This is a genomic window from Mesorhizobium sp. M0140 (assembly GCF_040322475.1).
In the GTDB taxonomy this organism is placed as follows: domain Bacteria; phylum Pseudomonadota; class Alphaproteobacteria; order Rhizobiales; family Rhizobiaceae; genus Mesorhizobium.
Map to the genome: position 1 here is coordinate 187,540 of NZ_JAMYTM010000008.1, position 26,004 is coordinate 213,543.

The window sequence follows — 26,004 nt, forward strand, 5'->3', positions numbered from 1 at the left end:
ATTGGCCGCGCTCATCCGCTGTTGCGACCCAAAATGCAGGTCGCCCAGAAGGGTCGTAGCGTTTTTGGGATGCGCTCTGGCTAGTGGCGCACCATCCCGGCGTCGACATTGAGCGTCTGGCCGGTGATCCAGCGCGCATCGTCGGAGGCCAGGAACGAAACCACATCGGCGATATGTTCCGGCTGCCCTTTGCCCTTCATCGCCTGAAGCATCTCGACGAAGCCGAACGCCTCGTTGTGCGGGCTCGCCTTGACGCCGTCGCTCTCGATCAGGCCAGGCGTCACCGCGTTGGCGGTGATGTTGTATTTTCCGAGTTCTGTAGCGAGCGCCCTGGTGAAGCCGATGACGCCGCCCTTGGCCGCGACATAGGCCGCCATGTTCGGCGTGCCGGCAAAGAAGGTGTTGGACGCGATGCTGATCACTCGCCCGGCCTTGCCTGCCGCACGCATCTGGTCCGTGCCGGCACGGCTGACAATGAAGGTGCCGGTCAGGTTGACGTCGATGATCTTGCGCCAATGGTCGAGATCGACATCGTCCCAGGCAATGAACGGCACGATGCTGGCATTGTTGACCAGGATATCGATGCCCCCGGTCAGGGCCTGGATTTCGGCGAAGAGCGCCTTGACGGATGCCGGATCGGAAATGTCGGCGGCGATCGCCCTCGCCTTTCCGCCTATCGCCGCGGCCGCCGCCCTGGCGCCTTCGGCATTGATGTCGCTGACGATGACGGTGGCCCCGTCGGCGGCAAGCCGCGCTGCGATCGCCTTGCCGATACCCTGCGCGGCGCCTGTAACCAGCGCCGTCTTTCCCGCAAGCCGTTCAGTCATGAAAATGCTCCCTCAATCCGTGGTGATGTCTGTTCAGGCGTCGGCGTCGATCACGGCCAGCGCCGCGTCGATGCCCCTGCCGATCGCCAGTTTCTGGCCGGCCGCGTTCATGGCGCCGCCCAGTGCCGTCAGCGCCGCGATCGCATAGATCGGCTGGGCTGTCGGCCCCATATGGCCGATGCGCGTCAGCTTTCCCAAAGTCTCGCCGCGGCCAGACGAAAACACCACGCCGTAGCGGGCACGCGCGGCCTGGCGAAGCGCCTTCTCGTCGACACCTTCGGGCGTGCGGACGGCGGTCGTGGTCGGCGACGCGATGCTGTCGCTGGCGGCCCAGATCGATAGGCCCATCGCGGCGACACCCGCGCGCATGGCCTTGGCGGTGAGCGCGTGGCGCGCCCACACCGCCTCCGGTCCCTCATTGAGATAGAGGTCGAGCGCGACATCGAGCCCGTTGATCTCCGAGACCGACGGCGTGAACGGAAACGGCTTGTCCCTCAACCACGCATGCTCCCAGTCAACGATGCTCAGCATCGACGCGCGGGGGGCCGCCTCGTTGCCCTTCATCTTGGCCCAGGCCCGCTCGCTGACGCCCATCATCGTCAGGCCGGGAGGCGCGCCCAGGCATTTGTTCGGGCCGGTGACATAGATATCGGCCTTGCAATCCTCGGGATGCGTCTTCATGCCGCCAAAGGACGAGACGGCGTCGACGATGAGATAGCCGCCATGCGCCGAGACCAGCGCGCCGATGGCGTCGATCGGGTTGATGGTGCCGGACGGCGTGTCGTGGTGGCAGACGGAAACGACGGTGATCTCCGGATGTGCCTTCAGCATTGCCTCGACCGCCTGCGGATCGATCGCCTCGTTGTACGGCACCTCGATCTCGAGCAGATGTGGCGAATAGCGCTTCGCCCAATAGCCAAAGCCCTTGCCGTAGACTCCCGAGGCAAGGTTGAGCACGACATCGTCCGGCGTGATCAGCGAGGCCGCGGCGGCCTCCAGGCCAAGCACGGGCTCGCCATGCAGGATGACCGGCTTGTTCGACAGCCGCATCGCCTTTTGCGCCTTGTCGACCACACCCTCGTAGAAGAGCTGGAACGCCGGGTCGTAGTCGTAGAGCACCGTGCGCCCGAGGCCGCGCAGCACTTCGGCATAGGCGTTCACCGGCCCCGCGGTCAGGGTGATGACCGGATCGGCATGTTCGAGATAACGCATCGTCTTGGTCTCCGGATTGGCGGGGGTCAGCCGTAGAATTGCGTGCCGGTCCTGTAGGTCTTGAAGTTGTCCATGTCGTGCGAGTACATCAACTCGGCGCCATGGTCCTCGGCGAGTTTCTTCACCTTGCGCATCGAATTGACGCCCGCCACCGGATCGATGTGGAAGGCCGCCTGGCACAGCGTTTCAAGGCTCTTCTGCGTATAGGCCGCGTCGATGGTGAACATGATCGGCTTGCGCTTGGGGAACTCTACCAGCAGGCTGTAATGGCCGATCGAATGACCGGGCGTCGAGATCAGCCGGACACCCCTGGCAAGCTCGACGTCGCCATCGACGCCTTCAAAGGTCGAGTTCGCCCGTGTCGTTCCCGCAAGCAGTTGTCCGGTCGCGCCACGCGCTTCGGCAGCCTCCGCCGAAAAGCTCAGATCGGAATAGCCGAGATGTTCGAAGGGCTCGGGATTGCAGGCCTGCGGCACCTCGGTCCGATGACAGATCTTCTTGGCATGCGGAAAATACTTGTTGCCGCCGCAATGATCGAAGTGGAAATGCGAGTTGACGACGACGTCGATGTCCTTCGGCTCAAGGCCGAGCAGCGCCAGGGCGCCGGGGATGGTCTGGTGCTTTTCCTGGATCGGCTTTTCGAACGGCAGCACCTTCATCACGTGGTCGTAGTCGTAGCCGGTGTCGATGAGGAACCGGCCCTCGGCATGCTCGATCAGGATCGAATAGACCGGGAAGCGCACTTCGCCGCCAGGGCCGCGATTCCAGAACACATGATAGCCGTCGAGAACGAGCGAGCCGCCGTCGAGCAGATAAACCTTGGTATCCGACATTCTTGCCTCCTTTATTGGCGCGGTCCCATCCGCGCATGAATTGTCCTCAGCGCGCGCCGCGCTCGTATGGAATACCGAGCGCCGCCGGCAGGCTGGCGCGCCGGCCGAACAGAACCAGCATGATCATCACCGCCAGGAACGGCAGCATCTGGATGATGTCGGTCGGTATGTTGATCCCGGCCACCTGCATGGCCGTCGTCAGCGACAGGCAGACACCGAACAGCAACGCACCGAACAGCACCCAGATCGGGCGACCGCGCGCCAGCATGGCCAGCACGATGCCGAGAAAGCCCGCGCCATTGGTGATGAACGGAATGAACAGCCCAGCCCCGACATTGGCGAGATAGGCGCCGCCGAGCCCAGCCAGCGCTCCGGTCGTCAACACGGCGATGGTGCGGGTCCGCACGACATCGATGCCGGCGACATCGAGCGCGGCCGGCTTGTCGCCTGCCGCCTGCAAATTGAGGCCGAGTTGCGTGCGCCGATAGAGGTAGCTCATGCCGAAAACCAGCGCGACCGCCAGATAGACGATCAGATGATGCTTGAAGAATGCGGGACCGATGACCGGAATGTCCGAAAGCAGCGGAATGACGGTTGCATCCGCCGCCGGCAGGCGGGGGTAGCTGCGTGAGAACTGGAAATGGTGGAGCAGTGCCGTCAGGCCCTCAAGTCCGAGCGTCAGCGCGATGCCGATGACGATCTGGTTCAGCCCGATGCGCACGCAAAGCAGCGCCATGACAAGCGCCACCGCGGCACCCCCTGCGGCACCGGTGAGAAAGCCCAGCCACAGCGACCCGGAATAGAAAGCGCCGACAAAGCCGAGATAGGCGCCGGCCAGCATCATCCCTTCGATGCCGATATTGAGCACGCCAGCCTTCTCGGAGATCTGCTCGCCGAGCCCGGCAAGCAGCAGCGGGATCGCCGCTGTGACGGCGCCGAACAGGAGCGCACTGAGAAAGACTTCGCTGAACAGCCCGGTCATGCCTAGGCCCTCCGCGACTGGTTGTATCGGTGATCGAAATATTCGGCGAGCGCGAGCACGATCAGCACGATGGAAACCAGCACCAGCGTGAAATGATTGGGCACGCCGAGCCGGCGCGCCGCGCTCTCACCGCCGATCGAAAGCACCGAAAGCAGGAACACGAAGCCGATGGCTGCAAAGCCGTTCATGCGGGCGAGAAACACGGCGGGTATCACGGCAAGCCCGTAGGCGGGATTCCAGTCGGCGCGGACATTGCCCTGGACACCGATGATGTCGACGGCGCCGGCAAGCCCGGCCAGCCCCGCCGAAATGGCGAAGACGGCGACGGTCAGGCCGGGGACGCCGAGCCCCGAGTGAACCGCGGCGCGTGGATTGGCGCCGACGATCCTCAGCTTCAGCCCGAACGCCGTGCGCGTCATCACCAGATGCACGATGACGATCGCCGCCAGCCCAAGCAGCAGGCCACTGGTGATGGTCGTTTCGAACAGGCGCGGCAACCGGTCTTCCACCGGCAGCGTGCGCGTCTGCGGCACGGTCGTGCTTGGGTCGCGAAACGCCAGCTTGACCAGCACATTGGCGAGCGAGGTGCCGAGGAACGTCATCATCAGCGTGGTGATGATCTCGTTGACACCCTGATAGGCACGCAGCAGGGCCGGCACCAGCGACCAGATCATCGCCACCATCATGGCGATGAGGAACGAGCAGACCAGCGCCAGCCAGGCTGGCATAATCTGAACGAACACGGGAGCGCTGGCAGCCGCCGTCACCGCGCCAAGCAGGAACTGGCCGTCGCCGCCGAGATTCCATATGCCGGCGCGAAAGGCCACGATCAGGCCGGCGGCAAGAAACAGCAGCGGCGCCATGCGCGTCAGCGTCTGCTGGATGCCGAGCGGCGAGAACAGTCCTTTCTCCAGCACGAAGCCGTAGTAGGCGAGCGGGTCGACGCCGACCGCAAGCAGGATACAGCCGGCTATGACGAGAGCGATGAGGATCGGGCCGAGCGTCATCAGCAGCCGATGCAGGATGTCGCGGCGCGTCGTCGCCCCGCTCGTGGCATCGAGTGCGGTAGCACTGACCGTGGGTGCGGTGTCGATGCTCATGCGGCAAGTCCGATCATCAGGCGACCGACCTTCGTGCGGGCGTCGTCTACGTTCTCGACGGTGCCGACCAAAGCGCCGTTTGCGATGACGGCGATGCTGTCGCACATACCAAGCAATTCCTCGAGGTCGGTGGAGATCAGCAGCACGGCAAGGCCACGCGCCGCCGTGTCGCGAATGCGCTGGCGCGACGCCAATGTGTTGGCGAGATCGAGCCCATAGGTCGGCTTGTTGAAGATCACCACCTTGGCGCCTTCAGCCAGTTCCCGTGCCAGGAGCACCTTCTGGATGTTGCCGCCGGACAGCCGCGCGACGGGCGTCTTCAGGCTCGGCGTACGCACGTCATATTCGCGCACGAGCTGGGTGGCGCGCTTGTCGATCTCCGCGCGCTGCTCGACGCCGTTGCGCCAGAACGGGGCCGCGCCGACCTGCTTGAGGAAGAAGTTGATCGAGACCGGGAAGGTGCCGACAGTGCCCTCGCCCAGCCGGTCGTCGGTCAGGTAGCGAAGGCCGCGCCGGCGGCGCTCGCCGACGCTCAGCGTCTCGATGGCGGCGCCGTCCAGCCGCACCGAGCCGCTGGCGGCTGTACGCTGGCCGGCCAGCGCTTCCGCCAGCTGCTTCTGGCCGTTGCCGTCGATGCCGGCTATGCCCAGGATCTCGCCCGGGCGGATGTCGAAAGAGATCGACGACAGGCCCGGCGCATTGTCGGTCGGCGCGACCGCGAGATCCGCGACCTGAAGCAGCGGGGCCGTTCCGGCGCGGGCAGTGCGGACAGGACGCTCGACGGCTTCCGGATCATCCTTCTGCTTACCGAACATCAATTCCACGATCTCCGAGACGATCTCCTGTTCGCCCAGGGCGCGAAACCGCTCGGGCGGGATCTCTCCGACCTTGCGGCCAAGCTTCAGCACCGAGATGCGGTCGCCGAAGGCAGCCGCCTCCTTGAGCTTGTGGGTGATGAAGACGATCGCCAGGCCCTGCTCGACAAGGCGGCGCATCAGCGCGCCCAGTTCGTCGATACCTTTCGGCGTCAGCATGGAGGTGGACTCGTCAAGGATGAGCAGCCGGCTGTTGCGCAGCATCGCGCGCAGGATCTCGACCTGCTGCTGCTCACCGAGCGACAACTCCGATACCTTGGCTTGAAGCTTGACGGTGATGCCGAGCGTGCCGGTGATCTCGGCGACGCGCGCCGCCAGTTCCTCGGTCCTGGGGCGCTGCCACCACGGCCCGCCAAGCAGGAGGTTCTCCGCCACCGTCAGCGTCGGCACCAGCATCATGTGTTGGAATACGGTGCCAATGCCGAGTGCCAGCGCATGGCGCGGCGACGTGATCGGCGTCGGTTTGCCGTCGACCAGTATGCGTCCTTCGTCCGGCTGCTGCAGGCCGGACAACATGCCGATCAGTGTCGATTTTCCAGCGCCGTTCTCGCCCAGCAGCACATGCACTTCGCCCGGGCGGATCGACAGGTCGACGCTGTCATTGGCAACGATGCCGGGGAACCGTTTGGTCACGCCTTCAAGCGCGACGATGTCGCGCCCGGCAACGGACGATGAAGAAAAACCGCTCATGAAAGCCCAGCACCAAAAAAACGGGAATCGTCCGGAGGGGTGAACGGATCACCCCTCCGGCAGTTGACCGTGATCGCCTTACTGGGCGACGCTGGTCATCAGTGCCCTTACGGCGGCCGCGTCATAGACCGGCTCGACCTTGATCTTGCCGGAAATGACGTCCTCGCGCAGCGCCTGGATTTCCGTCCAGACATTGTCCGGGATCGCAGCGGTCTTCAGCAGCTTAACCGAGTCGTCCTTGAGGCCGATCGTATAGTGTTTGGTGCCGAACGTGTCGGCCTTCAGGTCGGCAATCATCGCCGCATAGACCGGCTCGATGTTCCACACCACCGACGACAGCAGGAAGCCCTTGTCGATCGGTGTCTTGTCGCCGATGACGTCGATAAAATAGACCTTGCCGCCATCGGCTGCCTTGGTCGTCTCGACCGCCTGCAGCATGCCGAAGCTCGAACCGTTGCCCTGGCCGAAGATGATGTCGGCACCGGATGCGATCACGCTTTCGGTGACGCGCTTGCCGCCGGCCGCGTCGCTGTAGGCGGCAGGGCCGATCACCGCATAGGTGATCTTGACGTCAGGGTTTTCCGCCTTCACGCCTTGTGCGAACGCCGCCGACTGCGAATTCCACGATGGCGGTTCGCCCGAGACGACGATGCCGACCGACTTGGAACGCGACACCTTGGCGGCGAGACGGCCGGCGAGATAGGCACCCTCGTGGCCGCTCAGCGTGTAGTCGGCGACAAGGCCCTTCTCCAGGCCGGCTGGCGTGTCGACGATCGCCACCGGAACTTTCAATTCCTTGGCGATTTCGGGCGCCGAGGTGTTGTAGCCGCTGGCATGCGCGATCAGCAGGCTGGCGCCGTCGGAGGCAAGTTCCCGCAAGGTCGGACGAACGTCGCCATAGCCGAGACCCTGGGCCACGACCACTTCGACACCTGCGGCTTTGCCCGCCGCCTTGGCAGCGTCGATGCCTTGCTGGTTCCAGCCATAGTCCGTGCCTTCTTCGGGCGTCAGGATGGCGATCGACTTGACCTCACCGGCAAGCGCGCCGCTCATCAAGACACCGCTCAATATAACTGCACTTACACTGCTCTTGAGAATCTTTAACATGTTACCCTCTCTGTTTTGATTTACCAATCAACATTCTTATTGTTATTGCGCGAAAGCGAGATAGACTGCCTGCGAAATTTATATATGGAGCTCAGGCAAAGTGAAGATCCGTTATGCCCTTCCGGTGATGCTGGCGTTGTCGTCCTTCGCCAACGCGGTTGAGTTGCACCATGTCACCGTCCGCACCGGCACTGACGGGCTCGACATGGTTCCGTTGACGATTTCGAATGCGGGCAGCGAAGGCCTCTCCTGCAACGCCGACTTCGCCCACTGGTATTCAGCCGGGATCGCAACGATCGAGCCGGGCAAGAAGACCCGCGTCGAGCTCTGGTTCGATGCGAAGACCGGCACGTTCACGATCCTCAACGACAAGCGCGAGAACCTGCCCGTCGAGCGGCTGTGGTGCGGTCTGGCGAGCCGGGCATATGCCACCCGCGTGCAGGTCACGCTCGACCGCGCCGATGCGGCGAAAGGCGAGCGTGATGTGTCCTGCGCCATCGCGCAGGACAGCCTGGTCTGCCGGTAGGCGCTCATCGATCTTTCCGTTCGAACACCGCGCGCCCCTTATTCTTTTGCCAGGAATGCGTCGGTGAAGACGTCGTCCGCCGACAGAGCCGCCTTGAGCACGCCCTGGTCCGTCAGCGTCTTTAGGGTCTCCTCCCACTGCGTCTTCGTCATCCAGCCGAGACCGTGTTCCTTGGTGTCGGGGCTGCTGAATGTCGAGGCGATGTCGGCGTTGATCTGCGCCAGCAGCACGTCCTTCTTGTCCGCATAGCCGGGCGCTGCCTTGGCCGTGATCTCGGCGGCCTCTTCCGGATGAGCCACGACATAGTCGAAGGCCTCCCTGTACGCCTTGACGAAGCGGCGCACGACGTCCGGCTTGTCCTTGATCATCGCCTGCGAGGTGAACAGGCCCGAGCCATAGGCTTTCCACCCATGGTCCGCCCCCATCATGATGCTGAGCGAGCCGGGGCCTCCGGCCTTCGCCTCCAGCTCGGGAACCTCCGCGTCGATATAGCCGACGACCGTCTGAACCCGGCCCAGCAGCAGATAGCTTTCATAGGGAGGCGAGACGCTGTTCAGCGTCATGTCCTTTTCGGTCAGGCCATTGGCGGCCAGGAAGCCCTTGAAGAAGATGTAGGTGGAGCCAGCCGGATGAATGCCGATGGTCAGTCCCTTGAGGTCGGACGGCTTGGTGAGCTTCAGCGTCTTGGCCAGCGAAATGATCCCCAGCGGCGAGTGCTGATTGACGGCCGCCAGCGCCACGACCGGGACATTCTGCGACCGTGCGACGGCAAGCGTGGGAAGATCGCCGAAGCCGAAATCCGCGTTCTCATTGCCCACCAGCCGCATCGCGTCCGGCGAGCCGGACCCCTTGCGGATCTCGGCCACATCGATGTCGTTCTTGGCGAAGAAGCCTTTTTCCTTGCCGACGAAAAACATGGCGTGATTGCCGCGCACCACCCAGTCGAGCTGAACGTTGACCTTGTCCGCCGCCAGAGCAGCGTTGGAAAAACCGAGTGCTGCAACAAACGCCGCGAAGGTAGCGGCCTTGATAAGTGAGCGTCTCAGCATTTTTTGTTCCCTTTTATGAATTTGGTTGATCGAGCGGACCTAGGACTGGCTGAATTTCGGCGCCCACGGCACCACGATGCGTTCGAGGATTTCGGCGGCGTAGTAGAAGGCGATGCCAAGCACGGAAACGAGCAGCAGCGCTGCGAAGACCAGCGCCGTGTCGAGCTGGGTCGAAGCGAACTGGATGACGTAGCCGAGACCGTCCGACGCCCCGGCGAACTCACCGACGATGGCGCCGATCACGCTCAACGTGGCGGCGATCTTGGTTCCGGCCATCAGGTTCGGCAGCGAATGCGGAACACGGATCCTGAACAGGATCTGCGTCGGGCTGGCTCCGACGGAATTCATCAGCGACAGCAGCGAGCGGTCGACCGATTGCATGCCCGCCAGCATCGACAGTGTCACCGGGAAGAAGGCGATGACCAGGATGAGGCCGATCTTGGGCGCCAGCCCATAGCCGAACCAGAGGATGAAGATCGGCGCGAGCGCGACTTTCGGCACGTTCTGGAACAGCACCACCAGTGGATACAGCGCGCGTCCCAGCCAGTCGAAGCGCACGATGACCAGCGCAATGGCAATGCCGACCACGACCGAGACCAGGAAGCCGAACAGGATCTCGCCCGCGGTCACCAGCGTCGCTTGCATCAGCGTGCCCCATTGCGCCACCAGCGACTTCGCGATCTCGGACGGGGCGGGAATGATGAAGGCGGATATGGCAAAGATCCGCACGGCGGCTTCCCACGCTACGATTGTCACCAGCAGCAGGATGACCGCCGGCAGCCAACTGCCGGTCGCCGCACTCCAGCTGGAGGCGAGCCGCGGCTCGGAAAGGTCCGTGATGGGTTGGTCGCTCAAGACGCGCCTCCCGGTTGATGGCTGGAGCGCAGCATCGTTCGCAACTGGACCACCAGCCTGACGAACTCCGGATCTTCGGTGACCGTCAGGTCGCGTGGATAAGGCAGCGCAATGTCGAGGCTCTCGGTGATCCGCCCCGGCTTGATCCCCAGCACGTGAACATGGCGCGACAGATGGATAGCCTCGTCGATGGAATGGGTGACGAGCACGATCGTCTTGCCGGTACGCTGCCAGATTTCCAGCAGCGACTGACCCATGGAATCGCGGGTGATGGCATCGAGCGCGCCGAACGGTTCGTCCATCAACAGGACCGCCGGATCGAGCGCCAGGGCTCGTGCGATGGCGACCCGCTGCCGCATGCCACCCGACAGCTCGTTTGGCCGCTTGTGGGCGCTGTCGCCCAGCCCAACCAGCTCCAGCATCTCCTGCCCGCGCGCCCGCAATTCCGAGCGCGACAGCGACTTGTCGGCGATGCCGAGCAGCATCGAGGCATTGTCGACGGCGTTCTTCCACGGCAGCAGGTTGGCGTCCTGGAAGACGAGGCCGATCATGCGCCTGCGCGCCGCCTCGACCGGTGCGAGCCCGGCGATCGCAACGCTGCCCTGGGTCGGCTTCACCAGCCCGGCCAGCACCTTGAGCAAGGTGCTCTTGCCGCAACCGGAAGGGCCGATAAGGGAGACAAACGACCCCTTCGGCACCGAGAGATCGATGTTGCTGAGGATCAGCTGCCGGGCGATGACCACCGAAACGCCCTTGGCGGAGATCAGATTGTCATGGCGGATATGGGCCGGCCTGTCACCGGCGGCTCGAATGGTTTCAATGCGCATGGCTTGTCGCCCCGCGCGCTTTCGTCGGCCGCAGCCACGCCGTCTTGATGGCGAAGGCACCCTTCACACAAACAGCCGACCGGTGGAACTCCTCGAACCGGCCTGCCCTCTGCGCACCGTTTGACATTAGCTACTCCCGGCCTTCCAGGATGCGCCGCACCGCGACGAGCTTGCGCGCCCGTTCGCCTTGCAGCGCCTTTGTCTGCTCGGGCGTGTAGGCAAACATGCCCTCGCCCGACTTGATGCCGAACTTCAACGCAGCCGTCTTCTCCAGCACCATCGGCGCGACATCGTCGCGGTTGGAGAGATCGGCATTCAGGAAGGATGAGACGGATTTGTAGATATCCAGCCCCGCCATATCGAGCAGCGCCATCGGACCGATGACGGCGATCTTGTAGCCGATGCCCCAGGATACGCAGGTGTCGAGGTCTTCCGGCTCGATGACGCCGCGCTCGACAAGATCAACCGCCTCGCGCAGCAGCGCATAGAGCACGCGGTTCTCGACGAAGCCTGGAACATCCTTCTTCACCACCACCGGCAGCAGGCCGATCGAGCGAATGAGGTCGCGGATCGTGGCCACGGTTTCAGGTGCGGTCTTTTCGCCGCCGATCACTTCGATCATCGGAATGATGTGCGGCGGGTTCGACCAGTGCATGCCGACCATCCGCTCGGGATGCGAAATATGCGCCTGCAGCTTGGTGATCGGGATGCCCGACGTGTCGGAAGCGACGATGACCGACGGGCCGATCAGCGGATCGATGTCACGATAGGTCTGCGCCTTGATGTCGATATTCTCGGGCACGTTCTCGATCACCAGTTCGGCGCCATCGACGGCCTCGGCGATCGTCTCGACGAATCGCACGCTGCCGGCGCCTGTCCCGGGCGCCTTGATGTCGAGACGATCGAGCACGCCGCCGGCGAGATCGAGCATGCCGCGGGCACGCTCGACCGACGCCTGTGAAACATCATACGCCGTGACATCGAGGCCGCCGCGCGAAAGCCGCGCGGCGATGCCTGGACCCATCGTTCCCAATCCGATGAGAGCGGCGCGCCTGATCATTATGCGGCCTTTGCGGGAGCAGCAGTGGTTGCCGCCTTGAAGGCCGGCCGGGCGGCGATCGCGGCCACCCAACGCTCCAGATCGGGCATCGACGGCCGGTCGATCTTGAAGTCGACGCAGCGCTTCAGGATCGGCGCGCAGGCGATGTCGGCAAGGGTCAGCTTGTCCAGCGCCAGGAAGTCCTTGCCGGCCAGGTGGCCATCGACGATCTTGAGTTGCGCGACAAGGTCCTTCACCTGTTCCTTGTATTCGGCGGTCTGTTCCTCGGGTGTGAGCTTGGCGCCCTTGAAGGCCGCCAGGTAGCCGGGATTGACCGCCGCCAGCAGGAAATCCATCCAGCGCTCGACCTCGGTCTTTTCCGCCGGCGTGGCGCCATTCAACTGTTCGCCACCGAATGCCGCGAGATAGCGCAGGATGGTGTTGGACTCCCAGATCACGGTGTCACCGTCGACCAGCGTCGGCACCTTGGAGGTCGGGTTGAGCGCCTTGTATTCCGCCGTCTGGGTGTTCTCGAACTGGCGGCCATAGTCCTCGCGCTTGTAGGATGCCCCAAGCTCTTCGAGCATGAAGAGCACCTTCTGGACGTTGCCTGATGTCTGGCGGCCTAACAGCTTGTACATGTCGTCTCCTCGATTGTGTCCAATGCCTACTTGCTCGCTGGGAGCGGCTTGTAGACGATCGCGTCCATTTCGATCTTGGTGTTGATGACGGCCTTTGCCTCGACGGTCGTGCGCGCCAGCACGGCATCGCCGATCCCTTCGAGGAACGCCTTGTTGTAGCGGCCGAAATCGCGCGTATCCTCGAGATAGGTGGTGATCCGCACGACATCCGACAGCGTCGCGCCCTCATGCGCGATGACGCGCGCGATGGTCTTCAGCGTGGCCAGCGTCTCTTCCTCGATCGTGCCGCTGATCATGTTGTTGTTGTCGTCCTTCGGCACCTGGCCCGAGACGAAGATGAAGTCGCCGGCACGCACCGCCGGATGAAACGGCAGGTTCGGGTTCTTGTTGCCGATGGCGTAATGGCTGGCGGATTTTCGCGTGCTGTCGCTCAATGCCTGCTCCTAGAGAACACTGGTTTCGATGATGTCGACGCCACGGATGCGATCGATCAGGTAGACGATGCCGCGGTCGTCGATGGTCACGTCGTTGGACGAGGAACGCTCCGCCCCCTCGGGCGCGTCGGGCACGAAATGGCCGACCTCCTTTGGCGCGAACGGGTCGGCGATGTCGACGAGGCGCAGCCCCTGCGCGAACCATGCAAACGGAATGATCGTGCCCTTGAACCGTTCGGAAGGCTGATGGCAGCCGGTCATCTGCGGCTGCGGTGAACCATCCGGGTCGAGGCCCGGCACCTGGAAGGTCGAGATCGGCAACGGGTTGGTCTCGTCGGTGATGTCGTAGATCCACGTGAAGGCCGGCGGTGATGGCCGAAGCTTGGCGACGTCCTCGTCCGCCACCACCATGATGTTGCGGCCCTTGAGCGGCTGTGGAATCGGCAGGCAGGTGTGGGTGGGATGCGGAAAGCTCGGGCTCGAATTGACGTGCGAGACCAGCTTCGGCTTGGTGATGTCCGAAATGTCGAGGATGAACAGGCCGTGATGCCAGTAGCTGACATACAGCCGGTCGCCCATGCGCAAAGGATGGTGGCAACGCGGCGTGACATAGTCGTGCCAGGGGTATTCCTCGCCGCCACCGGTCCACTGGCCGGGTATCCACCAGCGTCCGACCTCGACCGGCTTTGTGGGATCGATCAGGTCGAGGATCATCACGATGTTGCCGACATAACCGTCGGCGGTCGGCGAGATGTAGACGTAACGGCCGTCGAAGTCGTAGCGGTGGACGCCCTTGCCGCCGGTTATCCATTTCGAGATGAGCTTGGGCTGTGCCGGCTTGGTTGTGTCGTAGAGTACCAACCCGCCGCCGAAATCGGCCGGGCCGGCATCGCCAAAGCGCTCGTGGTTGATGATCATCAGCCCGTCCTTGGCGCGCACCTTGTGCGAGTGCCAGCCGGGCGGAACATCGATCGTGGCTATCTTGCGCGGATTGCGCGGGTCGGAAATGTCGACCAGCGTCGTACCGCTCGGCGGCCGCATGTGGCCGATATAGAGGATGTTGCCGTCGACCCAGACCTGGCCGCCGCCTGGGCAGTCGACATGGCCGATCTGCTTGGTGTTGAACGCCGAAACCAAATGCATACGCCCTTGCTGCTGAAACGTCATTTCAATGTCCCCGCCGCCAATGGCGGCGGGGCAGTAGGATGGGAACTAGACGAGACGGAGCAGATCGCCGGCCTGGTTGCGGCCCCAGCGCTTGTAGAGGAGCAGCGCCTTCTGCGTCGGCGCATCGGTGGCGCCGAAGAAGATCACCGGCTCGCTCGACGAGCCGTTGACATGCTCGACCCAGGAACCCCCGGGTATGGCGATGGTGTCGAATTGGTTCCAGTCGTAACGCTTGCCGTCGATGATCGAATGGCCGTTGCCACGGAACGGCGCCAAGAGCAGGCTGGCGGTCTCGCGCTGCGGCAAGGTCTTCTCGCCGGGGCGCAGCATCTGCACGTAGAAATTGATGGTGTGGAAGACGGGTCCGCCGGTCGTCGGATCGACATAGTCGATGACGATGCCTTCATGAGGGTCGCCGTCCCAATCCTTGTGGGCATCGAGGACCGCTTCCATCTTCTCCCAGCGGTAGACATACATCGGCGACGACAGGCCGCCGCCGCGCTTGTGATCGACGAAACGCGGCATCAGGCCGCCCTCGCCATAGATGCGCTGTGAGTAGTCACCGGGATAGCGGGCGGTCTGCACCTTCTTCTCGACTTCCTTGCCATCGACCATCTCGGTGTATTTGTGGTCGAAATGGACGGCATGCAGCGTTTCGACCAGCGGCAGGTCGAGCACCGACAGGTTGACCGCCTGCTCACCGCCGACGGTGCCATGATTGTGCCAGGCGTCGTTGGGCGTCAGCACCATGTCGCCCGGGCCGAAGACCACGTCTTCGCCCTCGACGCCGGTGAAGTTGCCCTTGCCGGTCAGGCCGAAGCGGATGGCGCTCGGCGAGTGCTTGTGCGGCGGCATGATCTCGTCGGGATCGTTCAGGCGATAGGCAGTGTACATGGTGCTGACCGAGGCACGCTTGGGCGCAAGGCCGGGATTGACCAGGATCAGCGAACGGCGCTCGCTGTCGTCCATGGTCACCAGTTCGGCGGCGCGCTGCAGCAGCGGCTCGATGTCCGAATAGGACCACACGAAGGGAACGGCCTTCGACGTCGCCATCAGCTGCTTGATCTCGTCATGGTCGACGCCTTCCGACGTCGCCCAGAACGGAAACATGTTCTTAGCGTAGAGGGCGTCATAGAGGCCCTTGAGTGCTGCCTTCTTGTTGGTGAGCACATCGTTAGCTGGTTGCGCCAGGGACATATCGGACACCTCTCATCGCGAAGAAAATACTTATAACCAACTCAACCGTATTCGCATTGGTTTTGCTCGACAATACCCAAATTGCGAATTTTATAAGTTTTTGGTTGGGGTGCATTTTTGAGAGGCAAATGCCCAGAAATAGGCAGAAATAGCCTAGAAATGCACGAAATACAGCTCGCAATCAGGGCGTGAAACCACTTCGTCACGGCCATGCGGATGCACATGACAGTCCAACCAACGCAGTTTTTCAGTGTCAACCAAAAGACTTTGGTTGTATTCCGGCCGTCTTATCAGGCCGCCACGCTCTGTTGAGCGCGGCTGCGGATCAGATCCGCGGCCTTTTCAGCGATCATGATGACCGCCGCATTGATGTTGCCGCAGACGAGATCCGGCATCACCGAGGCGTCCACGACACGAAGTCCGGCAACGCCGCGCACCCGCAATTCCGGATCGACCACCGACCCCGCATCGACACCCATACGGCACGTGCCGGCCGGATGATGCACGGTGATCGACGTCTTGCGGATATGCTCGTCGATCTCTTCGTCGCTCTCACATTTCGGGCCGGGGAAGAATTCCGCGCCAACGAACGGGGCCATGGACGGCTGGCTGGCAAGGTTGCGCGCAACACGAAAGCCGGCGCGAAGCGACTGCCAGTCGCGCTGCGAGGACAGGAAGTTCTGATGGATCAGCGGAGCGGCGACCGGATCGCTCGACGCCAGCTTGACGCTGCCACGGCTCTCCGGCTGCACGGCGACGATACGGGTCGCAAAGCCGTCGGCGAACGGTGCCTTGAATGGCGACATGTAAGGCCATGCCCCAAGCGGTGCGGCGGTGAACAGCAATTGCACGTCCGGCAACGGCCGGCTTGCGTCGCTTTTCAGGAATGCCACGACGCCGCCAGGCACATCTCCCGAAAAGCCCTTTCCGGTGAGATAGGTCTTGACGAAATCCAGCCCGATACGATCGGCCCGCATCATCTTGAGAAACGGTCCCGGCTGTTTGCGCCGATACATCAGGATGACCGAAACATGGTCCTGCAAATTCTTGCCGACCTGCGCACGATCAACCTTGGTCTCGATGCCATGCGCCGCGAGCTCGCCGCTGTCGCCTATGCCTGACAGCATCATCAGCTGCGGCGTGTTGATGACGCCGCCGGCAAGCAGAACTTCGCGCCGCGCCAGAACTTCATGGCTCGCTCCGCCTCTGGTATAGGCAACGCCGGTTGCGCGCCCATTCTTCAGCAGGATCTTCGTCGCCATCGCGCCGGTCAGCACCTTGACATTGCGGCGGCGCATGGCGGGCCGCAGATAGGCGGTCGCGGTCGAGCAGCGCCGGCCGTTGGCAATTGTCATCTGCAGCCGGCCGAAGCCTTCCTGTATGGCGCCGTTATAGTCGTCGGTCTGCGGATATCCGGCATCACGGCTGGCCGTGGCGAAGGCATCGATCAGTTCGTCCTTGTAGCGGCAGAACTGGGTGTTCAGCGGTCCGCTGCCGCCGCGATACCGGCTTTCGCCCGCCTCCCAGCGCTCCTGCTTCTTGAAGTAGGGCAGCACCTTGTCGAACGACCAGTCCGTCAGGCCGCTTGCCGCCCAGCGATCGTAGTCGCCGCGATTGCCGCGCACATAAGCCATGGCGTTGGTGGAGGAAGAGCCGCCGATGACCTTGCCGCGCGCGCATTCGACCTTGCGCCCGCCGACATTGGCCTCGGGCTCGCAGAAATACATCCAGTCGTGGCGGCGTTCGGTCAGGATCTTGCCCCAGCCGAGCGGGATGTGGATCATCGGATCGCGGTCCCAATCCCCCGCCTCCAGCAGAAGCACCGACACGGCAGGGTCTTCGCTCAGCCGGTTCGCCAGCACGCAGCCGGCCGATCCCGCACCGACAATGACGTAGTCAAAGGTTTCGTCAGCCGGCATGCGTGATCCTCGGGAGAAAGACGGTCCGCCGCGATGGCAACCGTCGACATGGGCAGTCAACCATTGCGCAACTGGTGTTGTCAACCATTGCGTACAGTTGTAGATTGGTTGAATTGGTTGAGTGCCGTCGAACAGGTTTTCGTGTCACAATATGATGTCGGGACGTTGAGTCGGCGGTCTGCCGATCGGACAGGAGATTTGGTTTTGAGCGCATTCGAGCCGCAGGTCGGACCATCGGATCTCGACGACATCATCGCCGCGGTCCGCCAGTTGCAGCAGGGCGGCGGCAAGCTTCCGTCCGAGCGCGATCTTGCGGAACATCTGAGCGTCAAGCGCCATCAGCTTCGCAAGGCGCTTGAAGTGCTGCGCCTTTCGGGCGACCTCAAGCCGGCGCGCGCCAGGCGGGCGCCGACTGCCCTTCCGAGATATGGCGAGGAACTGGTCAGGGTAACCAATCCGATCGAGGTCCTGGAATTGCGCCTGATCATGGAGCCGGGCCTTGCCCGACTGGCGTCGCTGCGCGCCTCCTCTTTCGAGACGGCGCGGATCCTCGACGCGGCAACCACGCCTGAGAACGCCCCGTCGGGTGAGGTCGACTTCGCTTTCCATCTCGCGATCGTCGCCGCGGCCCGCAACCACCTTGCCGCGGAATTCTACAAGATGCTGCGCCAGGTCGGTGTCGATGCGCGGGTGAAGGTTGCGCGCACCGCGGCACCCACCTGCCCCAAGCGGATCGCCCACCGCGACGGCGAGCATCGCCTGATCGCCGAAGCGATCTCGCAGCGCGATCCCGAAGCGGCAGAGACCGCAATGCGCGCGCACCTTTTGTCCGTGCAGAGACAGATCATGGAACGGTCGAACGCCGGCGCCTTTGCCGCGTGATCGTATCACCTCTGACATCGAGCCTGTGCGGGGAATTTCAAATTGAAACGTCATTTCGACGTGCTGGTGATCGGCGCGGGATCCGCAGGCTCGGTTGTTGCCAGCCGGCTCAGTGAAGACCGGTCGTGCCAGGTCGGCCTCATCGAGGCCGGGGCGATGCCGGCCGATCCCGACATCGCCGATCCGCTGAAATGGACGATGCTCCAGGGCCGCGCCTATGACTGGAGCTACCGGACCGTGCCCCAGCCCTTCACTGCCGACCGCGTCCATGAATGGCCGCGCGGCAGGATAGTCGGCGGCTCGAGCTGCCTGCATGCAATGGCCTATGTGCGCGGCCATCCCGATGATTTCGAACCTTGGGCACAAGCCGGTGGCGAGCGCTGGTCCTATCGGGGGTTGTTGCCGGGCTTCATCCGCAGCGAAGCCTTCACCGCCTTCGATGCGCGGACACGCGGCAAGAGCGGCCCGCTGGACGTCTATCTGCCGGACGCCGAGGTCAGTCCGGTCGTGCGTGCCTACATCGCCGCCGGGCGATCCCTGGGCGCTCCCGCCCTGAGCGACCACAACGGCGGCGAACTGGTCGGCACCAGTCCCAATTCACTCAATATACGTGACGGCAAGCGCCTGAGCGTCGCCGACGCCTATCTGCCGCCGCGGGTCATGGCGCGGCCGAACCTGACCTTGCTCGCCGGCCACGAGGTCGAGCATCTGGTGCTGGACGGCCACAAGATCACGGGGGTGAGCGTGGTGTGCGGGGGTGAGACCGGAACACTCTGCGCCGACCGGATCGTTCTTTGCGCCGGCGCCGTATCCACGCCGCTCATCCTCATGCGGTCGGGCATTGGCTGTCCCGATACGCTGAAGCAGGCTGATATACGCTGCCTAGCCGATCGGGGCGATGTGGGCCGCAACCTGCAGGATCATCTGCTGGCTCTCGGAAATGTCTACAGCACGAAAAAGCCGGTGCCGCCCTCCCGCCTGCAGCACTCCGAATCGCTGATGTATCTGCACAGCGACGATCCGACCCGCTCTACGGGAAGTCCCGATATCGTGCTCGCCTGCGTCGTCGCCCCGTCCGCGGCCGAGGGCCTGAAGACCCCGCCCTATGGCTCCGCCTTTACCATCCTGTGCGGCGTCACCCATCCGACAAGCCGAGGGCGCATCACACCAAGCGGGCCGGGCCGCAACGATGCGCCGGTCATCGACCCACATTATCTCGAAACCGAACACGACCGCGCGACATTCAGGATGGCGTTGAAGCGGGCGCGCATGGTCGGCCATCATGCGGCTCTGGACGAATGGCGCGATATGGAGATCCTGCCAGGCGCCCCGGTTCAGTCCGATGCCGAACTCGATGCTTTCATTGCCAGGGCTGCTTCCACCCATCACCATCCGGCCGGCACGTGCCGGATGGGTCGTGACACTGAGGCCGTCGTCGATCCTGACTTGCGGCTGAACGGCTTCGACAATGCCTTTGTCGTCGACGCCTCGGTGATACCGGCGATCCCGAGCGGACCGATCAACGCCGCGATCGTCGCCGTAGCCGAAACCTGGGCGGCGTCTTCACGGGCTACCCCGTCGTCAGCGTAACCGCGGCCGCGTCCGACAATTCCCCTGGGTTCCGAATGGCTCTGGTTCCCGGCGATTGTCAGCTATGGAGATGCGTCAGTTCAAACGCGGCTCCGTCCTGGACGCCGGCCATGCGCTGCTCGGCGGACCGGAACATGTCCGCGAACTCCACCTGGTTTTCGAACACCACGCCGCCGACCTTGACGGTCAGGGCATCCTCGGTCCCCTTTGGCGCGAAATAGACTTGCGCGATGCGCGCCTCGATACGCTCGCCGATTTCCCTGGCTTCTGCTTCGGTCGCGCCGGCGAGGAAAACCCCGAACATAGACGTCCCCATGCGTCCAACCAGGTCTTCCGCGCGCACCGACGATTGTATGGTCGAGGCTATGAGCCGCAAGGCTTGATCGCCCCATTCAAGACCAAAGCGCAGGTTGATGGACCGCAGATGCTCCGAATGGATAACCAGGAAGGCGCCCGATTTAGGCCCCGGCACCCACGGCCTTGCCGTTCTTTTTTCGACCATCGACGTGAAGACCGCTCCGTTCAGGCAGCCGGTCGTGGTGTCGAAGGTTGCCGACTTGTCGAGTTCCCGGCGATAGCGACGAAGCTCGATCTGTTTCAATCCAACGAACAGAAAAAGCGGAACACCAAGGACGACAGGCAACAGGATTGCCGTGATCATGCTGCGCCCAAATGGCGTCAGCGCCTCGGAGAACAGGAGCAGATAATTGAGGCCGACGGAAACGCCCAGGATTGCAGTGGTTCCCAGAAACGTCAGCAAAGCGACGCCTTTCCATGCCTGGTCGGTGGTGCTCACCATAGTCTTTGTCACTGGCCGATCTCCTGTGGATGGGCTGGTATAGGGCCGGTGTGTTGCAATTTCAGTTTCAAGGAACCTTGCAATTTAATCGATTGCGCGATGACCCCATCAAGGCTGCGGACGAAATCGGCTTGCTCCCAATGCATGACCTCGGCTTTGGGAAAAGGACATGCAGAAAAACAAAGATCTAAGCTGCGCCCGTGGCGGTTAACAAACAAAACATCAGGGTTGAATGGCAGGCTATTGTGCCGGGCCGAATATGCCCATCTCAGCCTTTCTGGCTGTCGCCTCCGCCTTGCCGTAGATGCCGCTCGGCAGCGCCGTGGCCCAGCCGTTGGAGACAAGCCAGGCGCCAACATCCTGCTTGCCCAGCCTGCATGGCGCGGCGACGGCAAAACGCTCGACGTCCGGCGGTACGAAACAGTGCAGCCCGCGTCCCCTCAGCCAGGAATTGAAAACGGCGCGTGCGCGCAGGCCGCAAGGCCAGGTGACGTCATGAAACGAGCAGGAGCTGTCGAGATCGATGCCTCGCACTCCGCTGATGACCACCTTGCGGCCCATGGATGCGAACATCGCCGACGATGTGGCAACCGGGCGGTAGAGCAAGACCTCCCGCCAATCCCCAGGCATCGGCGTTTTGGGGGGCACGGCGAGACCGAGCTCGCTGAGTGGCGGACGGGGCTCGGTCCGTTCGATCTCAGCGGGATCAAGCCGTGGCGGAGCGATCAGGTCTTGAGCAACCTTGCGCGCCGGCTCCAGGCGCTGTGCGCCGGCTACCGGGGCAACCGGCCGGATAGGCTGCGTATCGTCAACATCCCGCGACGGGGCACGGACAGGCCGATCGACCGAAAGCAACGCCCCACCTTGAATGATCAGCAGTATCCCGGCCAGAAGCAGCAGGCTTCCAAGCGCGATCGCCAAGCGGCTGCGGCCCGGCCTGCCCATCAGCTTGAACAGGATCTCAGGGATTTGCGCCGGTCAGAAACCCGACGTCGATTTGGCAACCAGCTTGAGCGCACCTTTTTCAATCCGATAGAACGGCATCGAGCGTTCGCTGGATCCGTCGGCCCGAAACCGGAACAGGCCGGTCGACCCGCGAAAGCCGTTTGGATTCTCGAGAACCTTTTTGCTGAAGCCATCAGGCCCGATCGCGCTGGCAATCCCTGCCGTCAGGGCAACCATGTCATAGGCATAGGCCACATTGACGTCAGCGGGATAGTTGTATGCCGTCCTGAAGCGGTCGGCGATCGGCCCGGTTTCACTTGGATCGAGCGTGGCGATAAACGCCCCCTCTAAGAGCGGATCCATGGGGTGCTCCAGCCAACGGTTCGTTCCGACGACGGAGACAGTCTTTCCCGGAATGCCCTTCGATTTGAGGGCGGCAAGGACAGGCGACGGACTGCCATTGCCGCTGGCGACAATGACGGCGTCGGGGGCGTCCACGAGTGAGCCCATTTCGTCGACCGCCTTCGCGGCGCCGTCGCCGGCGGAATATCGGAGAGTGACCGCGAGCGCCGCGCCGTAGATGCTGAGGCTGTTTGCGACCCGCTTCTCCATGGCGCCGGCGTTTGGGCCATCCGCGACAAGCAGTACGAACTTCTTGCTGCCTTTCGCCGCCAGTCCCGCGGCGCCCGCGGCGGCGCTGTCCGCTTCACCAAGGAGCACGGCATAAACCCCGGCGCCGCCGGCGAAATTATCGGCGAGCGCCAGGACCGGTGGCCGCTTCGATCCAGACAGCGTGGCAATATGCTGGGCTGCCGTCAGTTCGGTCGGGCCGATCACGACCTTCGAGCCCGTCGTTATGGCCGTTATCGCCATTTTGCTGGCCAGTGCGCTGTCGCCTTTGGTGTCTTCTACCGTCAGCGTAAGCAATCCATTGCCAATATCCGTCATCGCCAGCTTGGCCGCATCCAGCATTTTCCTGCCGTTTTCGCCCGCTGTTCCGGAGCCGGACAACGGCAGCAGCATCGTGACTTTGGTCGAACCGGTGCCCAGCGACTGGGTCGCCTGGACGGGGCCGGCACCGGCGGCGCCATTCTGCCCGGCAGGCGCGGCAATCGCCGCCGGATCGAGCACTTCGGACACGCCGCCTTTCGACTGGCAGCCCGATAAGATCGCGGCGAGCGCCAAGGCGATTGCCCATGTCCGCGGACAGTGGACCTGTCGGCCAGCTTCCATGAATGCTCCACCCCTATGTGCCGCCGGATATTGTTCCCGGTCTGGTCTCCAACGCATGTTACGGCGGACTTGCAGTGCCGTCTGTAGTTCTTTTAGCCGCCGAAAAGCCTGCCTCTGAGCGTCCTGATCTGCCTTGCTTGCCCGGCACTTCGATAGTCGGCGCATTTCATGTATCGCGGCCCGGGCACGAACAGGCGGCGCACGCAAACGCCCTTTGCCCCCTTCCCCGGCCAGAATTGGGCAGCGGCTCCACCCTCACCGCCTGAAAAGGCGGAAAAGCCGAACGTCGCCACCGGCAACGGCCCGGTCACTTCAATCCCCTCCCTTGCCAGGATTGCCCGCGCACGCTGGCAGTAGCGGACCGAAAGGGCCGAGAACCGGCTTTCATTGTGCCCGGCGCGATACTTCATGACGGTGGTGCACAGATCGCCCCCGGCCAGCCTGTTGGCCTGTGCAAGATATCTGACTCCCAGCGCGATGTTGGTCGCCGGCGCGCTCAGATCGTCCAGAGAACCTCGAAAGCCGAGCATCCTGGCCGTCGCCGGCATCACCTGCATCAGGCCGACTTCGCCGTCGGCGCCTTGCACGCCGGGATCGAAGCCGCTTTCGATCTCCATCACCGCATGCGCCAGCAGCGGCTCCAGGCCATGGATCGATGCCTGGCAGCTGGCAAATGCCTTGAATGTCTGCCGGGTCCACTCCGTGGCCGGATCACAGCGCACTGCCTGCTTCAGGCCGGACGAAAGCTGTTGTTTCACGGATGGTCGTTCCAGCCAGTTGGCACTGGCCGGCGTGACCGTTTGGACAAAGCCAAGCAACACGATCGCGCCCGCGACCGCCTTCAGGAAGGATCCGTCGGCTGTCATGATGGCCAACAGGCGTGGTTCGCCTAGCCGGTCAGTGCATGTACTCGACCATGCGATCGTGAAAACACTCGCATTTGTTGAGGGTGTCTTCGTCCTTGTAGTTCGTCTTGAGGTAGCCGTAAGCCATGCCGCAGGCGACCTTGGCTTCCGATGCCCAGACGAAGACGGGACGCGACGAGTTGATCCACTCCGAACTGTTGGCGGCGGCGACCGACTCGTCCATCAGCTTCACCACTTGCTGCTTCAGATCGACGATGTTGTCGTTCAGCACCAGGTTGGACGTCCCCACGACACGGCAATAATCGCCGGTCGGGCCATCGATGATGTCGGCGGCATACCCCGTCGACCCGACTGCCAGCAACAGCGTCGCAGCGGAAACCAGCAGTCTTGCAGAACGTTTCATGTTGAGCTCCCCTAGATATTAGCGATGTATAACATAGTCGCGTGGCCGTGCGCCATGGCGTTAAACCACGTTTGCAGTCGTCGTATGCTGGGTTACGCCGTCGTCGTAGAGCAGCGTGATGGTGTTGGCAGCGGGCAAGTTCGTCAGCGTTGCCACGTCAATGAAATTGGCGCCGCCGGTTGTCCCATTCGCATCTACGCTGAGCGTGCCCGTCCCCGCATCGTAGTTCACGAAGTCACCGATATTAGCCCCTCCGGGTGCTGTGTCGAACAGCCCGGTCAGGTCGATCTTGTCGCCCTCGCCGCCATTGAAGTCAGTGATGAGATCCTTGATGTCGAGATGATCGAGCTTGAACGTGTCGGCGCCAGTGCCTCCGGTAAGCGTGTCTTGGCCCGCGCCACCGATGAGCAGGTCGTTGCCAGCACCTCCATCGAGCGTGTCGTTGCCAGCACCTCCATCGAGCGTGTCGTTGCCAGCACCGCCGTCAAGGAAGTCGTTGCCACCTCGCCCAATGATGATGTCATTGCCGCCATTGCCGTTAAGATGGTCGATGCCGGACGTTCCATAGATCTGGTCGGCCAGTGTGGCATCGCCATTCACCGTGATCCCGGGGTCGCCTGGATCATGCGAGAAGAAAGAGAAGCTCACTTTGCGCGCCTGGAAATTGCCGCCATCATTGTCGAAATAAGACAGGGTCCAGTTGTCGCCGACTGACGGCGGATGCGTGATCAGGTAGCTGGCAAGCGTTGTGGAGGTGGCATTGCCGCTGCCGTCCAGAAGGTAAATGTGGTCGTAGTCGACGGTCGCCTTCATCAAACCTGTGGTCGGATCGTAGAACCAGCTCTGCTCGAAAGTCCCAGGGCTGGTGTCATCTTCGACGATCGCGAAGCGATCCGAGCCAATTCTGATTTCGACTTGCACTTCCTGCTCACGATGCGAGCCCGCGCTGCTGTCTCCGTAGACACCCGGATTCCGTTCGCCCAAGGGAATAGGCGTGATGAAAGGCGACTCCTGGAAGTCGGTATAGACCACTACCGTCGAGTTGTGTGGATCAGCCAGGATTGCGCTGACCGTCGCTTGCGACAGGGAGAGCGTTGTGATCTGATCGTTACCCGACGTAAGCGGACTGTTGCCATTGCCAATCTGCGACGTGTCGCTCGGCAGGCTAGTCGGCGGCACTTCGTGGATGCCGACCGTCTGCGCTATGTGAGTATGACCGTCATATACATCCAGCGACAGGTTGTTGTTGACCGTGTCAGTTTGCGATGCTGTTGGCCGATAAACCAGGTCGTCCAGCAAATCGATACCGCCGGACGGATTGTAGAGCACCGTGCCGGCTGTTAGGGCGACATAGGTCACGCCGTTGAAATAGAATGTGCCGGTGGGGATCGTTCCCGTGGCGGTGACAATGAGGTTATCCCCGTCCGCATCCGTCGGAATGGAAACCAGCAACGGATACCCATTCGGATAGCTAGGCGTGCTCAAGGTCTGCTGCGCCGGGTCGCTCGACATCCAGTTCTGGGTGTTCGCGACAACGGGTGCGTCATTGATGTCCGCCAGGTTGATGGTCAGCGTCGTCGTCGACAGGTCGCCGTCGCCGTCCTTGATGGTGTAGACGAACACGTCCGTGGTGTTGGCGCTGATGCTGTGGGTCGTCGACTGGTAGGTATAGGAGCCGTCGGCGTTGAGGTGCAAGGTGCCGTGCAGGCCGGCAATGTCGGTGTTAACACCGGTCGTCACCGCCGTCGTCGTATTGCCGCCCGCTGCCCGCACGCCGTCGATGGTTGCACCGTCGGCGCCGGCAACGTCATTGACCAGCACGCCCGCCGCCGCCGTCACGGTCAGCAGAGCGCCTTCGTTTACATTGCCAGTGTCGGCATGTGCCGTCGGAATGTCGTCGGTGACGTCGATGGTGATGGTGTTGGTGATCGTGTTGCCGTTGGCGTCGGTCGCCTGGTAGGTGAAGGTCTCGACATTGTTGACGGTGTTGGTGCCGTTGTTGGCAT

Annotated in this window: 25 protein-coding genes; 3 read left to right on the forward strand and 22 right to left on the reverse strand. The window is 62.9% G+C overall.

Annotated elements, in window-relative coordinates; translation table 11 throughout:
- Nucleotides 1-80 precede the first annotated feature (80 nt).
- The 7 genes from pldH to NKJ37_RS11150 form a co-directional block, all read right to left on the reverse strand.
- A complete protein-coding gene (gene pldH, locus NKJ37_RS11120) occupies nucleotides 81-827 on the reverse strand; it encodes a pyridoxal 4-dehydrogenase, SDR-type (RefSeq protein ID WP_352773826.1) in 747 nt (248 codons plus the stop codon).
- A 33-nt stretch (nucleotides 828-860) separates the two neighbouring features.
- Nucleotides 861-2,039: a pyridoxamine--pyruvate transaminase gene (ppaT, locus tag NKJ37_RS11125; RefSeq protein ID WP_352773827.1), complete on the reverse strand. Its 1,179-nt coding sequence runs from the start codon at nucleotides 2,037-2,039 to the stop codon at nucleotides 861-863.
- A 26-nt stretch (nucleotides 2,040-2,065) separates the two neighbouring features.
- The gene (pldA, locus tag NKJ37_RS11130; RefSeq protein WP_127290290.1) at nucleotides 2,066-2,872 is read right to left on the reverse strand and encodes a 4-pyridoxolactonase; all 807 of its coding nucleotides are present in this window, start codon (nucleotides 2,870-2,872) and stop codon (nucleotides 2,066-2,068) included.
- A gap of 46 nt (nucleotides 2,873-2,918) precedes the next feature.
- Nucleotides 2,919-3,854, reverse strand: coding sequence for a putative B6 ABC transporter permease subunit 1 (locus NKJ37_RS11135; protein WP_127267958.1), 936 nt, complete (start codon nucleotides 3,852-3,854; stop codon nucleotides 2,919-2,921).
- Between the two features lie 2 nt (nucleotides 3,855-3,856).
- Nucleotides 3,857-4,954 carry a putative B6 ABC transporter permease subunit 2 gene (locus NKJ37_RS11140; protein WP_352773828.1) on the reverse strand — a complete coding sequence of 366 codons (1,098 nt, stop codon included), beginning with the start codon at nucleotides 4,952-4,954 and terminating at the stop codon, nucleotides 3,857-3,859.
- Nucleotides 4,951-6,519 carry a putative B6 ABC transporter ATP-binding protein gene (locus tag NKJ37_RS11145; RefSeq protein WP_352610527.1) on the reverse strand — a complete coding sequence of 523 codons (1,569 nt, stop codon included), beginning with the start codon at nucleotides 6,517-6,519 and terminating at the stop codon, nucleotides 4,951-4,953. Before NKJ37_RS11145 ends, NKJ37_RS11140 begins: the two co-directional genes overlap by 4 nt.
- A gap of 78 nt (nucleotides 6,520-6,597) precedes the next feature.
- Nucleotides 6,598-7,572: a putative B6 ABC transporter substrate-binding protein gene (locus NKJ37_RS11150; RefSeq protein WP_352773829.1), complete on the reverse strand. Its 975-nt coding sequence runs from the start codon at nucleotides 7,570-7,572 to the stop codon at nucleotides 6,598-6,600.
- Between the two features lie 154 nt (nucleotides 7,573-7,726).
- On the opposite strand from NKJ37_RS11150, the gene NKJ37_RS11155 reads away from it, so the two are divergent.
- Complete coding sequence (locus NKJ37_RS11155; protein ID WP_023809930.1) at nucleotides 7,727-8,152, forward strand: hypothetical protein; 426 nt, start codon at nucleotides 7,727-7,729, stop codon at nucleotides 8,150-8,152.
- 38 nt (nucleotides 8,153-8,190) lie between these two features.
- Here NKJ37_RS11155 and NKJ37_RS11160 read toward each other — a convergent pair whose 3' ends face one another.
- The 9 genes from NKJ37_RS11160 to NKJ37_RS11200 form a co-directional block, all read right to left on the reverse strand.
- Entirely contained in the window at nucleotides 8,191-9,201 is a 1,011-nt protein-coding gene (locus tag NKJ37_RS11160) for an ABC transporter substrate-binding protein (RefSeq protein WP_023809931.1), read from the reverse strand.
- Between the two features lie 39 nt (nucleotides 9,202-9,240).
- A complete protein-coding gene (locus tag NKJ37_RS11165) occupies nucleotides 9,241-10,056 on the reverse strand; it encodes an ABC transporter permease (RefSeq protein ID WP_224621906.1) in 816 nt (271 codons plus the stop codon).
- The gene (locus NKJ37_RS11170) at nucleotides 10,053-10,883 is read right to left on the reverse strand and encodes an ABC transporter ATP-binding protein (protein ID WP_352553328.1); all 831 of its coding nucleotides are present in this window, start codon (nucleotides 10,881-10,883) and stop codon (nucleotides 10,053-10,055) included. The genes NKJ37_RS11165 and NKJ37_RS11170 overlap by 4 nt, the downstream gene beginning before the upstream one ends.
- Nucleotides 10,884-11,013: 130 nt before the next feature.
- A complete protein-coding gene (gene fhmpcd1 / locus NKJ37_RS11175) occupies nucleotides 11,014-11,943 on the reverse strand; it encodes a 5-formyl-3-hydroxy-2-methylpyridine 4-carboxylate 5-dehydrogenase (RefSeq protein WP_352440316.1) in 930 nt (309 codons plus the stop codon).
- On the reverse strand, nucleotides 11,943-12,563 hold the full coding sequence (locus tag NKJ37_RS11180) for a glutathione S-transferase family protein (protein WP_023809935.1): 621 nt from the start codon (nucleotides 12,561-12,563) through the stop codon (nucleotides 11,943-11,945). The genes fhmpcd1 and NKJ37_RS11180 overlap by 1 nt, the downstream gene beginning before the upstream one ends.
- Nucleotides 12,564-12,589: 26 nt before the next feature.
- Nucleotides 12,590-12,997, reverse strand: a complete 408-nt coding sequence (locus tag NKJ37_RS11185) for a RidA family protein (RefSeq protein WP_023809936.1) — start codon at nucleotides 12,995-12,997, stop codon at nucleotides 12,590-12,592.
- Nucleotides 12,998-13,006: 9 nt separating this feature from the next.
- On the reverse strand, nucleotides 13,007-14,164 hold the full coding sequence (locus NKJ37_RS11190; protein ID WP_352773830.1) for an LVIVD repeat-containing protein: 1,158 nt from the start codon (nucleotides 14,162-14,164) through the stop codon (nucleotides 13,007-13,009).
- Nucleotides 14,165-14,209: 45 nt separating this feature from the next.
- Nucleotides 14,210-15,361 (reverse strand): cupin domain-containing protein, encoded by a 1,152-nt coding sequence (locus tag NKJ37_RS11195; RefSeq protein WP_027039500.1) that lies wholly within the window; start codon nucleotides 15,359-15,361, stop codon nucleotides 14,210-14,212.
- A 290-nt stretch (nucleotides 15,362-15,651) separates the two neighbouring features.
- Nucleotides 15,652-17,280: a GMC family oxidoreductase gene (locus NKJ37_RS11200; RefSeq protein WP_352440315.1), complete on the reverse strand. Its 1,629-nt coding sequence runs from the start codon at nucleotides 17,278-17,280 to the stop codon at nucleotides 15,652-15,654.
- 204 nt (nucleotides 17,281-17,484) lie between these two features.
- On the opposite strand from NKJ37_RS11200, the gene NKJ37_RS11205 reads away from it, so the two are divergent.
- Together NKJ37_RS11205 and NKJ37_RS11210 are read left to right on the forward strand one after the other, a co-directional pair.
- Nucleotides 17,485-18,162 (forward strand): FadR/GntR family transcriptional regulator, encoded by a 678-nt coding sequence (locus tag NKJ37_RS11205; protein ID WP_023809939.1) that lies wholly within the window; start codon nucleotides 17,485-17,487, stop codon nucleotides 18,160-18,162.
- A gap of 42 nt (nucleotides 18,163-18,204) precedes the next feature.
- A complete protein-coding gene (locus NKJ37_RS11210) occupies nucleotides 18,205-19,752 on the forward strand; it encodes a GMC family oxidoreductase (protein ID WP_352773831.1) in 1,548 nt (515 codons plus the stop codon).
- 58 nt (nucleotides 19,753-19,810) lie between these two features.
- Here the strand turns inward: NKJ37_RS11210 and NKJ37_RS11215 are convergent, their stop codons facing one another.
- The 6 genes from NKJ37_RS11215 to NKJ37_RS11240 form a co-directional block, all read right to left on the reverse strand.
- A complete protein-coding gene (locus NKJ37_RS11215; RefSeq protein ID WP_352773832.1) occupies nucleotides 19,811-20,563 on the reverse strand; it encodes a GGDEF domain-containing protein in 753 nt (250 codons plus the stop codon).
- A gap of 228 nt (nucleotides 20,564-20,791) precedes the next feature.
- Nucleotides 20,792-21,496 carry a thermonuclease family protein gene (locus NKJ37_RS11220; protein ID WP_352610533.1) on the reverse strand — a complete coding sequence of 235 codons (705 nt, stop codon included), beginning with the start codon at nucleotides 21,494-21,496 and terminating at the stop codon, nucleotides 20,792-20,794.
- A gap of 33 nt (nucleotides 21,497-21,529) precedes the next feature.
- A complete protein-coding gene (locus tag NKJ37_RS11225) occupies nucleotides 21,530-22,729 on the reverse strand; it encodes a type 1 periplasmic-binding domain-containing protein (RefSeq protein ID WP_502901991.1) in 1,200 nt (399 codons plus the stop codon).
- A 92-nt stretch (nucleotides 22,730-22,821) separates the two neighbouring features.
- Nucleotides 22,822-23,595, reverse strand: coding sequence for a lytic transglycosylase domain-containing protein (locus NKJ37_RS11230; RefSeq protein WP_128305813.1), 774 nt, complete (start codon nucleotides 23,593-23,595; stop codon nucleotides 22,822-22,824).
- 31 nt (nucleotides 23,596-23,626) lie between these two features.
- Nucleotides 23,627-23,998 carry a hypothetical protein gene (locus tag NKJ37_RS11235; RefSeq protein ID WP_023809946.1) on the reverse strand — a complete coding sequence of 124 codons (372 nt, stop codon included), beginning with the start codon at nucleotides 23,996-23,998 and terminating at the stop codon, nucleotides 23,627-23,629.
- A 60-nt stretch (nucleotides 23,999-24,058) separates the two neighbouring features.
- On the reverse strand, nucleotides 24,059-26,004 hold a 1,946-nt coding region (locus NKJ37_RS11240; RefSeq protein WP_352773833.1), incomplete at its 5' end, for a calcium-binding protein.

Excerpts from the sequence above, each read along its gene's own strand:
- NKJ37_RS11235 (WP_023809946.1), bottom strand. The coding sequence starts at position 23,998 with ATGAAACGTTCTGCAAGACTGCTGGTTTCCGCTGCGACGCTGTTGCTG.
- NKJ37_RS11140 (WP_352773828.1), bottom strand. The coding sequence starts at position 4,954 with ATGAGCATCGACACCGCACCCACGGTCAGTGCTACCGCACTCGATGCC.
- NKJ37_RS11145 (WP_352610527.1), bottom strand. The coding sequence starts at position 6,519 with ATGAGCGGTTTTTCTTCATCGTCCGTTGCCGGGCGCGACATCGTCGCG.
- NKJ37_RS11220 (WP_352610533.1), bottom strand. The coding sequence starts at position 21,496 with ATGGGCAGGCCGGGCCGCAGCCGCTTGGCGATCGCGCTTGGAAGCCTG.
- NKJ37_RS11195 (WP_027039500.1), bottom strand. The coding sequence starts at position 15,361 with ATGTCCCTGGCGCAACCAGCTAACGATGTGCTCACCAACAAGAAGGCA.
- pldH (WP_352773826.1), bottom strand. The coding sequence starts at position 827 with ATGACTGAACGGCTTGCGGGAAAGACGGCGCTGGTTACAGGCGCCGCG.
- NKJ37_RS11160 (WP_023809931.1), bottom strand. The coding sequence starts at position 9,201 with ATGCTGAGACGCTCACTTATCAAGGCCGCTACCTTCGCGGCGTTTGTT.
- NKJ37_RS11225 (WP_502901991.1), bottom strand. The coding sequence starts at position 22,729 with ATGGAAGCTGGCCGACAGGTCCACTGTCCGCGGACATGGGCAATCGCC.
- NKJ37_RS11180 (WP_023809935.1), bottom strand. The coding sequence starts at position 12,563 with ATGTACAAGCTGTTAGGCCGCCAGACATCAGGCAACGTCCAGAAGGTG.
- fhmpcd1 (WP_352440316.1), bottom strand. The coding sequence starts at position 11,943 with ATGATCAGGCGCGCCGCTCTCATCGGATTGGGAACGATGGGTCCAGGC.
- pldA (WP_127290290.1), bottom strand. The coding sequence starts at position 2,872 with ATGTCGGATACCAAGGTTTATCTGCTCGACGGCGGCTCGCTCGTTCTC.
- NKJ37_RS11135 (WP_127267958.1), bottom strand. The coding sequence starts at position 3,854 with ATGACCGGGCTGTTCAGCGAAGTCTTTCTCAGTGCGCTCCTGTTCGGC.
- NKJ37_RS11190 (WP_352773830.1), bottom strand. The coding sequence starts at position 14,164 with ATGACGTTTCAGCAGCAAGGGCGTATGCATTTGGTTTCGGCGTTCAAC.
- NKJ37_RS11150 (WP_352773829.1), bottom strand. The coding sequence starts at position 7,572 with ATGAGCGGCGCGCTTGCCGGTGAGGTCAAGTCGATCGCCATCCTGACG.
- NKJ37_RS11170 (WP_352553328.1), bottom strand. The coding sequence starts at position 10,883 with ATGCGCATTGAAACCATTCGAGCCGCCGGTGACAGGCCGGCCCATATC.
- ppaT (WP_352773827.1), bottom strand. The coding sequence starts at position 2,039 with ATGCGTTATCTCGAACATGCCGATCCGGTCATCACCCTGACCGCGGGG.
- NKJ37_RS11200 (WP_352440315.1), bottom strand. The coding sequence starts at position 17,280 with ATGCCGGCTGACGAAACCTTTGACTACGTCATTGTCGGTGCGGGATCG.
- NKJ37_RS11230 (WP_128305813.1), bottom strand. The coding sequence starts at position 23,595 with ATGACAGCCGACGGATCCTTCCTGAAGGCGGTCGCGGGCGCGATCGTG.